Raw genomic sequence first — 10,770 nt, forward strand, 5'->3', positions numbered from 1 at the left:
CTACTATTTTAAATACGACTTGAGCACAAACATGTTCTAAATTTACGATATAACAAGTCATCGCTATGTTTTTAAAAAAGATTCGTCTTCAAAACTTTAAGTGCTTAGCCGATATTGAATTGTCTTTTGAAAAAACAAAAAATCAAAATCGTCAATGGACTTTGATTTTAGGTGAAAACGGAACCGGTAAAAGCAACGTATTGAAAGCAATAGCCTTGGTGACTTGTGGTAGCAATGCACTCGGGGAGCTCTTGGGAGATATAGATAGTTGGATTAGAAATGATGAAGATTCATGTCGAATTGAGGCTACTTTAGGAACCAAAAAAGGTGATATAAGAGATATTAGTTTAGTCATAAATCGAAAAGATAATTTCTCCAATATCGTTTCTAACAATAAAGAATCTCTACGCCTGATTGATGATGCCCTTCAGTACGCTGACCGCAATTATTTTATTGTTGCTTATGGCGCAAGTCGACGGCTACCTTCCGACAATTTTCCCAGCTTCGAGAAATCTTTCAGTGGCAATCGTTCGGCAAATGTCCGCAGCTTATTTTCTAACTCTTATTCCTTAAATTCTCTCAATTCATGGATTATGGATTTAGATTATCGCTCTGGTGAAGAAGGACTTACTATCGTCAGAGAGGCTTTAGATGATTTTCTACCAAGCGCATCGTTTCATTCGGTTGATAAATCAAAAAAACAGGTTTTATTTCAAACAGTTGATGGCATTGTCCCTTTAGATTATTTAAGTGATGGCTATCAAAATATGGCCGCATGGATAGGGGACTTGCTGTATAGAATTACGGAATCTTTCCGGGATTATAAAAATCCTTTTGCTGCGAGAGGGGTATTGTTGATTGACGAAATAGACTTGCACCTTCATCCTAAGTGGCAGCGTGAGTTGATTAATTTTATTAGCCGTAAGCTACCCAATTTTCAGGTCATAGCCACCACACACTCGCCTCTTACGGCTCAACAGGCCAATGAGGGAGAGCTTTATGCGCTAAAAAGAGATGAAACCAATCAGATACGACTCGTTCCTTTTGTCGGTATTCCTAAAAATCTTTTAATAAATCAACTTCTGATGACGCCTGTTTTTGGGTTAGAAACAGACGAATCTCTGGAAATAGAACAAAATAAAACGGAGTATATCAATCTTAAAAGTAAAAAAGAGAAGTCTGAAGAAGAAATAGACAAACTTAGAAAGCTAGAAAAAAACTTAAAAACAAATCTGCCTGAGCGAAACATTCCTGCGGTGTCCCAAAAGAGCCTTGATTTGTTGGCACGACTAGAAGCTGATTTGAATCTGCCCTAGTGTATGATAGCTCTAACCCGACTCCGAACCGCCAAAGCCATCAAAGCTAAGTATCGAGGCGTAGACAAGCGCAACAAAGACTTAGAACTTCTAAAAGCACAAAGAAATAAGCTTAATGGCTTAATTGATAAAATGAGTTTTGATAGTGATTTTTGGAAATTATCGAAAACCCAGTTAAAAAAAGAGAGTTTTGGGAAATGTGCTTATTGTGAGGCAAATACAGAGGTGGTAGCTCATGGAGATGTGGAGCATTACCGACCCAAAAGTATTTATTGGTGGCTTGCATATACTTACGATAACTACCTGTATGTGTGCCAGATATGTAATCAAAAATATAAAAGCGATAACTTTCCGATTGGTGGGATTTTGTTTCCAGCGCCATTGGTCAGGATGGATTCAAGCGATGACGAATTATACCAATTAGCAGGAAATATATCACTTGATCCCCTTGAAGTCGATTTAGCATATTCGTTACAGATGTATTTAGGGCATCATCATGAGGAGCAAGCTTTTTTGCTGAATCCTTACATTGAAAATCCTACAGATTTTATTGCTTATGAAGCAGATGATGTGTTGGAGGAAGTTAAAATTGTACCGCTTCGCGCTGATTTTCAACCTTATATCAAAGTAATGGAGGATTTTTATGGTATCAATCGCGTCGAATTAAAAAACTTCAGATATGCTAAGTTCAGAGAATTTAGGATATTCAAAAAAGTACTTGGCGAGAACATATCAGATTCATTAAGGAAAGATATCCTGAAACAAATTGATTTTATGAAATCTGACAAATCTTTGTTTGCGGGTATGGTAAGGTATTTTGACCGTGTTTTGTAAAAAGGCAAAGAGTTTTGCATAAAGTTAACTCTTTGCCTTTAGGGGCTTAAGCCATCAATTTTTTGTACTTAATACGAGTAGGTGTAGCCTCATTTCCTAGGCGTTTACGACGGTTTTCTTCGTAATCAGAGAAGTTTCCTTCAAACCAATACACTTGCGAATTTCCTTCAAAAGCTAAAATGTGAGTACACAAACGATCTAAAAACCAACGGTCGTGGGAGATAATCACCGCGCAGCCCGCAAAGTTTTCTAGACCTTCTTCCAACGCTCTCAAGGTATTGACATCGAGGTCGTTGGTGGGTTCGTCAAGGAGCAGCACGTTGCCGCCTTCTTTGAGCATCATAGCCAAATGCACACGGTTTCGCTCTCCACCAGAGAGATTGCCTATCTTCTTTTCTTGGTCGCTTCCCGTAAAATTAAATCGACTTACATAAGCACGAGCGTTTGATTGTTTTCCGCCGAGCATGATCCATTCATTTCCTTCCGAGATTTGCTGATATACTGTCTTATTAGGCTCTAATTGATTATGCTCTTGATCGGCATACGCAATTTGTACCGTTTCGCCGATAGTGATAGTGCCGCTATCGGGTTTTTCTTGCTGAGTAATGAGTTTAAATAAAGTCGATTTTCCCGCACCATTTGGTCCAATAATTCCCACTATCCCCGCAGGTGGAAGCGAGAACGTAAGATTTTCGAACAAAATCTTATCCCCAAATGCCTTGGAAACGCCTTCCATTTCAATCACCTTGTTGCCCAAGCGTGGTCCCGACGGAATGTATAGTTCCAATTTTTCTTCTTTTTGTTTGCCATCTTCGTCGAGCAGCCGTTCGTAGGCACTCAAACGAGCTTTGGATTTGGCTTGACGGGCTTTGGGAGCCATCCGAACCCATTCCAACTCGCGTTGAAGGGTTTTTTGTCGCTTTGATTCCTGTTTTTCTTCTTTGGCTAAGCGTTGTTGTTTTTGGTCGAGCCACGATGAGTAGTTGCCTTTCCAAGGAATTCCCTCGCCTCGGTCAAGTTCCAAAATCCAGCCTGCCACATTGTCTAGGAAATAACGGTCGTGCGTAACGGCGATAACCGTACCTTCATATTGGCGTAAGTGTTCTTCCAACCACAATACAGATTCGGCATCCAAGTGGTTGGTAGGTTCGTCAAGCAAGAGTACGTCGGGTTTTTGGAGGAGTAGTCGGCAAAGGGCCACACGGCGCTTTTCTCCCCCCGACAGCGTACCAATCAGCGCCTCTGAGGGCGGGCAACGAAGAGCATCCATCGCGCGTTCGAGCTTGTTGTCCAAATCCCACGCATCTAGCGTATCAAGTTTTTCTTGTACTTCTCCTTGACGCTCAAGCAATTTGTCAAAATCGGCATCAGGTTCGCCAAAAGCTTCATTAATTTGCTCAAATTCTTTCAATAAATCTACCACTTCCTGCGTTCCTTCTTGCACAACCTCTAGTACAGTTTTGTTGGGGTCAAACTTGGGTTCTTGCTCAAGCATACCTACAGAGTACCCTGGTGAGAATACCACTTCTCCAGTATAATTTTTATCTATACCCGCAATGATGCGCAGAAGTGTCGATTTCCCGGCTCCATTGAGACCTAAAACACCGATTTTAGCACCATAAAAAAACGATAAATAAATGTTTTTGATGATTTGACGATTAGGGGGAATTGTTTTACTTACCCCTGACATTGAGAAAATAATAGTTTCGTTGCTCATTTTTTGCTTAATTTGTAGTTGGCAAATATCGTTAAAAATGAGAGTTTATTGTTAAAACTTAAAAGCTATTGGTTTTTTCTTTTAACATTGTAAGACATAACATTTAACTTTGTTCCCACCAAACCTTCAAAAGCAGATAAAAAAGTAAGATTGTAATGGAAAACGCCACCTTAATGGACGAATACGGCTATGTCAAAGACGGCAAAGTATTCTTAAAAGGGTATTTAGGTAACCCAGACCGCCAGATTGGAGAAGTAAAACGTACCGAACAAGAAGCCATCGATTATTTCAAGAACCGTTTTAAAATTGCTTCTGGTAAAGTAGAACAGCTTGAAAAGGATGTCGAAGAGGCTCAAAACAAGGGCTCGTATTTGACAAAGCTGGTACAATTGCGAAAAAAGCTTCTAAGCTTTGATGGCCTTGGAGATTTTGTACCCCTACTCGAACGCCTCGACAAAATGGAAGAAGTCTTGGAAGGATTGATTAAAACCAACCAAGAAAAGAATCTAGAAATCAAACGAGCGCTTTTGGATGAGACGCGCGCGGTGACAGTCGTCAATGATGACTGGCAAGCAGCTACGGACGAACTTCAAGAAATTAAATCTAAGTGGATTCGCACGGGACCAGTTGACAAAGAGTACCAAGACGAAATAGAAGGTACTTTTCAGCAACTATTAGACCTATTTTTTCAACAACGCCGCGATTTCTTCTCCGAACAAAATCGAATCATTGCTGACCGAATTGAGCGCTACACAGAGCTTATTGCTAAGTCTGACATGCTTGTCAGGATGTATGATGTAGAAGAAGCAAGCCGGCAATTGCGTCAGATTCGGGCCGAATGGAAAGACGTAGGAGAGATTCCGGTAAAGCGTTCGGCTAAGTTGTACAAGCAGTTTAAGCGTTCTAACCAACGGATTATCGACAAATACAACCGCGTCAAGGGGATTGTGGTCGAAAACAGAGAGCATCCAATGGTGACGAAGCAGCGCGAAATGTGCCGCGAAGCCGAGCAATTGGCTCGCTCAAACGACATTATACAAGCTGCCGAAAGAGCCAAAGTATTGCTTAATCAATGGAAAGAAATTAGGCTTCCACCCAGAATCGGAGATAAAATGGTGGCTGAAAGATTCCGTTCTGCTTGTGATAAAATCTTTGAATTGAGCTATTTGGCACGGGTGATTTCGCGTAAGTATCCAGCCTTCGAAATCAGAACTGAGGAAGACCAGCTTGCGATCAAAACCCGTGAAATGGAATGGCTTATCAAACGCGAAAAAGCAGATTTGGATGTCACTATCGCAAGTGCTCAGAATATGCCTGCCGACCCTGAAGCTGAACGTCAGATGATGGGTAAAATCAATATCCAACGTCGTAAGATTACGATGAAAGAGAAGATTTTGGAGGAGTTTAAGTCGAAAATGAAATAAAATTAAGTTTGTAAATACAAAAGCCGTTAAAGTTGTTTTCAATCTTTAACGGCTTTTTTTATGAAAATATACTTCCTTGACTACTGAATGGTATTGAAAAATTGGTATGTTCTTAGAAGAAACTCTTGAACGGCCGTACCGTGATCGGCACCATTGATAGGAACTAGCTCTACATTGGTAGCCCCGCGTGCTTTCATAGCCTTAACGGCGTTTTCAGAATTGAAATAAAACACGAGTTGGTCGGCGGTACCATGAAATAAACGGGTAGGTGTATTGGGCTTCCAATCATAAACATCATTGTCTTTGACGGCATTCAAAAAAGCAGTATCAGTACCATCGGCAATTCCTTTGACAAAGGCATCCGCAAAAATGGTGTTAAAACTTACGTTGATAGTAGCATTGTCTTTATTTGTCTGAATCAGCCCGGCCCAAGGTTCTTTAAAATATTGAGTGGTTGGGCGGTTGAGATTATAAATGCGGTCGTAAGTGAGAGTAACCCACAAGTAAAGTTGATTAGAACTTACATTGCCAGAGGTTTTGGTGCTAATGAGATATTTCATGAAGGCGGTTTTGTCATAGGCACCCGCTCCGCAGCTAGAGGCACGTAAATTGAACTCACCACTTGCCTCTTCTTCTATTTTTTTCTGTAATGACATCGTCGCAAATCCGCCTGCCGAATATCCAGCAAGATAAAGGCGCTCGTCCCAAGCAATATTTTGCTCACGCATAAATTCTTTGGAAGCTCTTAGCATATCCAAACAGGCCGACGCCAAACTAGCGCGATGTTCGTAGGGATGCGGAACGCTGTTGGAGGCTCCATACCCAATATAATCAGGATAAGCAATGATATAACCTAATGCCGCAAATAGCGAACCTGCGATGTTGGCCTCGCTATTGGCCCCAAAATATGAAGGTGCTTCTTGGTCGGAGCGAATCGTACCATGCTGTACGCTAATCATCGGCATGGTACCTGTTTTGACAGGAAACAAAAATGCGCCAGAAGCTTGGATTTCTTTACCGTCGGTGTTTTTGGTTTTGTACACCAATTTATACACCTTAATTCCATTTTGAATAAAAGGAGCAATAGCACTAAAAGAAGGGTCGCCTGCGGCGATTCGTTGCGCTAACTGTTCTTTTGAAAACTCACCAACAAGCGTGCTACTTACAAGGTATTGATTTTCGGGGGTGGGGTCAGAGGAGTTTTTACTACAACCACTCAGCAATACCACTACAGCAAACGAAAGGTAGTAAAAGTAATGTTTGAAGGATTTCATAAACAATGGGGCTAAAAACATGGATTCAGTTCTTTGTTTAAACGAATAACCTCCCTTTTAAGTTGCTTTTAGCCCCTAATTAGACCACTACTTTTTAGAAATTGTAGGGTTAATGGTAAATATTTGTTTTGAAGAATATCCTTCGGAATTGGTCAAAGTACGGTTGAACGCTAAAGTTTTGCCATCATGCGACCATACTAAATTGGAAGGCGAGGGAGAGGTGGGTTTGGTGAGCACGTTGAGACGCTGCTCAAAAGGCTCCGTACCGATTTGGCAAGCTACAATACTTCCGTCATATACATAGGTCACTAGTTTTCCATTAGGGTGCCATCTTATGCTTCCTTCTACGTTTTTTGGATGAAAAGTGAGCTGAGTAGGCGCGCCGCCGTTGGGCGATATCATAAAAACTTGTTGAACGCCTTGCGCATCTTTGGCTAAGAAAGTGAGCATATTACCATCGGGCGAAGAGCGAACAATTCCTGTACAACCTGCTTGGGGCCTGGTGGCTGTGAAGGTAAGGCGTCGTTGTACAGTCCCTTTGGGTGGCATCGGAAAGTTCGTATCTGTACCTTCAAGGGGGCCAAATTCGCCGGCTTCGTCGATTTTTTCTGGAATATCTACAATGAAAACTTCATCTACATCCTTGCCGTTTTTATCTTTTACTTTTCCGACAAAAGCACGTGCAAGTTGGCGCATTCCATCGGGTTTGAGATAACCATTGTTGCCCACCCAGCTATCGCCTGCGGCATGGCTGATTTCGTCGGAGCCAGGGGTGGGTGTCGGAGTGACTCTTACTACCAAAACGCTATACCAGGTTCCTGATACGTTTTCTCCCGCAACATCTTTTTCTAGAGAGACGGGCATGTTTCGTTTGGAGACGCCAATGGTACGTAAATTATGCTTTTGACCAGTGCTATCTTCCAAGGCTTTCAATACGGCATCGTTGTAAGTATAGCCAATCCATTGACCATCGCCACTCCATTCGTGGCGGTGGGTACCTCCTCTTAGGGCTCCTTTGGTATAAGGCGGTGTGATGTCGCGCGCATCCATAAATACGGGTTTATTGGGCGAAATTTCATTGATAATCACCCCCGTACGCCGCCATTGTTGATAGGGGTTGTCTTTGGTAACGCTCATCAAACCATGAATGAATACCACGGCATGGTCAACCGGTGAATAACTCACCGCTCCTGCTCCAGGGCCCCATTCTTGATTTTGAGAAAGGGCATAAAGCACTTTTTTTTCGCCAGTATTTACGTTGACTTTTTCGATTTTAGCCGATGCAGCTATCCCGCCATCGTCGGTACGAGTATCATAGACAAGCCATTGGTTATCAGGCGAGAAATTGTCATTGTTGTCTAAATCGTGGTGATAACTCAAATCATTCGTGAGTTGTTTTTCGGGTAAATAGGTCGAATCATCGCAAGAATACATAGCAAAAAAAAGAGGAAAAGCCAAAGCCCATCTCACTGAGGTAAGAGGACGAGCTTTGGGAAGTGAAAAAAAGGTTTGTGGTGTCATGGAATATGTATCAATGAGTGGGGGCACTGATTACTTTCAAATATCTTCCCATCCAATAAGGCAACAAAAACGAATCGCCTGCACTTAGCTCGCTTTGCCCGTTGGCGGTTCGGTCGAGTTTGAAAAGATTACGATTATGTTTTAGTTCGGGGCGCTCGTCAGGAGGGAGTACTTTGGTAATCGTTTGCCCTCTAAAATTAGCAGAAACGGCCTCAATATCCTTGCGGTGGCTATTGATTACTTGCCATTCAATCATATCCAACGGAAATTCCTTCAAAAACCAGATAGTTTCTGCTTTATCAAATTCTTTGGCACCCGTCATGGCATAGCAGAGATTCCAAAGACCGTTTTTTTCGGGACGCTCCATGTCCCAATGTTCTTTGATAGCTGTAAAATATTGTTTTTTGAGTTCGGGCGTAAATGCGTAAGGATACAAACACCAATAGGCCAAAAAGTACATTTCGTCGTCGGAGTGATTCCATTCTTCTGAAAGCTCGGCGGCTAGTTTTCCATCCGATTCCGTCACTTGACCTATTTCTTTCATGGGACGAAGCAGGTTTTCGAGATAGCCATGCTTGTTCATGAGTTCGTAGGCTTTTTGTTTGTAGATTTCTTTTTTTGTAAAATGATAAGCCGTTTGTAAAAAACCAATAATGTTAGAAGCATAAAGCTTTCGGTCTCCTACATTTTTGGGGAAGCCATTTACATACTCAGGATTCCATTTACCCCAGAGGGTCGGTTTGCCGTCAAAATCAATGAGATACCAATCGTTTTCGATGATATTTGTCATCAGTTGATCCATGAGATGAATGGCCTTTTGTTTGACCTCGCCGTCCATGTTTTGAGCCAAAAGCGTCAGGGCAAACATCTGACCCACGGTTTGATCGCTGCTTGTGGTACCGCGCCAATCCCATTCTTCGTCCGAAGATTTGACCCAGCCGTTGGTCATGCCGCCATCCCAACGTTCGGGTTTAAATTTGAAATAACCGTGGCGTTCAAAACCCCGGGCAAAATACCCTTTCATACCCGTGATACTAAACAAGCGTTGCATCGCTTCAAATGACTCAAGGCAGTTGTCAAGGGCTTCTTTATCGCCCGTGACTTTGTACCGAAACAGCTGACTTACCAGATACATCGAAGTCCAGAGATTGTCGCTGTCGCGTTGTCCCATTTCAAAAGTTGATAAATCGCCGTTTTTGAGGGTCGAAACATCACAATTAAATCCATAACGGATGTGGCGTTGGCGGACTTGTTTTTCATAAACCATCGCTTTGTCATAAAGCGTCATTTTTTGGAAATGAATTTCGCCTAATCCCCTAGTAGTTAGTATATTAATATTTTGGTTTTCGCCCTCCGAAATATGCAAAACGCGATTGCTCGGAAGCCAACGTTCGCCATAATAATAATTGTATCCACCATCGTTACGACGCATAAAGGCTCCTAACGAAGAGCCAAACCACAACTGCCCCTCGATGACTTCGACCGCCGTTAGGTCAGGACAAGGGAGTTTGGATTGAAGATTTCCTATGGGTTTAAAGCTAATGACATCGAGTTCCCAAAAACCGTTTTTAGTCCCTACATACACCCGATTATTTCCCAAAGCCATACATGTCAAGCTTTGACCCGTAAATACTGTTTTTAATTCTTTGCTATCCAAGGAATAAGCTGTGAGGGATTGGCTATCTAAAATTAAAAAACGACGCTGACTCTTATCAAAACGAATATCTAAAGGGACTTTGGGAAAAGTGTGGGTTGAGAGCGTTTTTGAGTCTTTTATTATTTTTAAAGTACTGCCATCGGCAACCAGAAATGTAAAATCGGAGCCAGTGCCAAAGTGAGTGGCTTTGGGAAGTTCATGTTTTGAATAAAGGTGGCCCGCCCAAGCGTTGCTAAAAACGGCTTTGTCGTCCAGAAAAACAAATTGCTTCTCATAAGCCGTCATGTCGGTTATTTTTTTGTCCAACATCGGTAAATAAGAGCGGTCGGAGTGAAGCGTGCCGGGATACTGAAATTGCCCACCATGAGGCTGTAATATTCCTACTGATGAACTGATGCGGGTCTTGCCGTTTTTGTCTGTAAATACTTTTTGTAGTTGTGTGGAAGTGTCAGGTAGATAGTATTTTACGCTAAAATCTTGAAGATAAGGCTTATCTTGATAAGCGGTGGATTGAGCCCAAACGTTAGTTGTGATTCCTAAGATTACCATAGACATTCCAAGTTTAGTTTTCGTCAATTGCAAAACTTGGAATGTCTTGAAGTATCTCAAAAATGTTTGTAGAGGCATAGACATTCCAAGTTTAGTTTGTGTCGATTGCGAAACTTGGAAAGTCTTGGAGCGTTTCAAAAATAGACTTGTTCTTTTGCTGATAATCAATATTTTATGATATATTTGCGGTAATTAACATTTTAATAAGTTATTATGAAATCACAAAGAATTAGTATATTTAGTAATATAAAATCTGATAGAGATTTTCGAGCTACAACAGGCCTTAGTAAAGAGGAGTTTAATAGGTTATCTGAAAAGTTTTCTTGTTATTATACTCCAACAGTTCTATCAGGATTTCCTAATGGGTTTGGTAACAATAGTATATTTCAAAACTCAAAAGAAGCTTTGTTTTTTTTATTATATCATTATAAAGTAGCGACTACTTATGATGTTCTTGCTATTAGTTTTGGCATCGGAA

General features: G+C 41.5%; 8 protein-coding genes. 4 read left to right on the forward strand and 4 right to left on the reverse strand.

The window, feature by feature from the left end; all coding sequences use genetic code 11:
• The first annotated feature begins 65 nt into the window (after positions 1-65).
• On the forward strand, positions 66-1,316 hold the full coding sequence (locus G563_RS0126975; protein WP_028668075.1) for an AAA family ATPase: 1,251 nt from the start codon (positions 66-68) through the stop codon (positions 1,314-1,316).
• Between the two features lie 3 nt (positions 1,317-1,319).
• The gene (locus G563_RS0126980) at positions 1,320-2,150 is read left to right on the forward strand and encodes an HNH endonuclease family protein (RefSeq protein WP_028668076.1); all 831 of its coding nucleotides are present in this window, start codon (positions 1,320-1,322) and stop codon (positions 2,148-2,150) included.
• 46 nt (positions 2,151-2,196) lie between these two features.
• Here G563_RS0126980 and ettA read toward each other — a convergent pair whose 3' ends face one another.
• Positions 2,197-3,867, reverse strand: a complete 1,671-nt coding sequence (gene ettA / locus G563_RS0126985; RefSeq protein ID WP_028668077.1) for an energy-dependent translational throttle protein EttA — start codon at positions 3,865-3,867, stop codon at positions 2,197-2,199.
• A gap of 155 nt (positions 3,868-4,022) precedes the next feature.
• Here ettA and G563_RS0126990 point away from each other — a divergent pair, with 155 nt between their 5' ends.
• Positions 4,023-5,291, forward strand: coding sequence for a DUF349 domain-containing protein (locus G563_RS0126990; protein ID WP_028668078.1), 1,269 nt, complete (start codon positions 4,023-4,025; stop codon positions 5,289-5,291).
• Between the two features lie 80 nt (positions 5,292-5,371).
• Here G563_RS0126990 and G563_RS0126995 read toward each other — a convergent pair whose 3' ends face one another.
• The 3 genes from G563_RS0126995 to G563_RS0127005 all read right to left on the reverse strand — a co-directional run bounded on the left by G563_RS0126995 (position 5,372) and on the right by G563_RS0127005 (position 10,298).
• Positions 5,372-6,565, reverse strand: a complete 1,194-nt coding sequence (locus tag G563_RS0126995) for an alpha/beta hydrolase family protein (RefSeq protein WP_028668079.1) — start codon at positions 6,563-6,565, stop codon at positions 5,372-5,374.
• An 87-nt stretch (positions 6,566-6,652) separates the two neighbouring features.
• A complete protein-coding gene (locus G563_RS36005; RefSeq protein WP_157585640.1) occupies positions 6,653-8,086 on the reverse strand; it encodes a DUF3748 domain-containing protein in 1,434 nt (477 codons plus the stop codon).
• A 10-nt stretch (positions 8,087-8,096) separates the two neighbouring features.
• Positions 8,097-10,298, reverse strand: coding sequence for a hypothetical protein (locus G563_RS0127005; protein ID WP_028668080.1), 2,202 nt, complete (start codon positions 10,296-10,298; stop codon positions 8,097-8,099).
• A 207-nt stretch (positions 10,299-10,505) separates the two neighbouring features.
• Here G563_RS0127005 and G563_RS38725 point away from each other — a divergent pair.
• Positions 10,506-10,770: hypothetical protein (locus tag G563_RS38725; protein WP_037327330.1), on the forward strand; the 265-nt coding region annotated here is incomplete at its 3' end.

It is taken from the genome of Runella zeae DSM 19591 (assembly GCF_000423565.1).
Lineage (GTDB): Bacteria > Bacteroidota > Bacteroidia > Cytophagales > Spirosomataceae > Runella > Runella zeae.